Consider the following 497-nt stretch of genomic DNA (forward strand, 5'->3'; position numbering starts at 1 on the left):
TGAGAGCTTGCCAAGCGTTGGCGCCGCAATGATCTGGCCGAGCGAGAACACTGCCACGAGCGCGCCGATGGCGAACGGACTCGCACCGAAATGCTGCGAGTAGAACGGCAGTAACGGAAGGATGACCCCCATGCCGATTGCATCAATAGCGACGACGCAAAACAGGGGAATCATTACCCGCATCGGCAGGCGATCGATAACAGCGGACATGGTGAGTCGGCTCCAAGCATGGGGCGGTAATCGCGGGCTACCCGTCGTTGCGACGCAGGTTGCGTAGCCCTTCTAGCAGAGACGTCCCGGCGGCAAGCTAGACACCGGGATGCGCCTCATGTTTAGAAGGCCAGCTTTCGCATTCGCAAATGCCGATTACGCGACGGAGGCCCGTTGCACTGCCTTTGCTCGGCGCTGATCAATGCTCAGTGCGCCGGCGCCGAATGCGACTACCTGCAGCAACCCACCGATGATCGCGAGATTTTTCATCGCATGGATCATCTGGT

1 protein-coding gene is annotated in these 497 nt (G+C 59.6%); it reads right to left on the bottom strand.

Annotated features, from left to right (window positions below; genetic code table 11):
* Positions 1 to 210, bottom strand: a 210-nt coding sequence (locus RVY79_RS17225; protein ID WP_317465694.1) for an MFS transporter, incomplete at its 3' end; no start/stop codon positions are given.
* Positions 211 to 497: the final 287 nt, after the last annotated feature.

Origin of the sequence: Chromohalobacter sp. HP20-39 (genome assembly GCF_033052815.1) — a bacterium.
Lineage (GTDB): Bacteria > Pseudomonadota > Gammaproteobacteria > Pseudomonadales > Halomonadaceae > Chromohalobacter.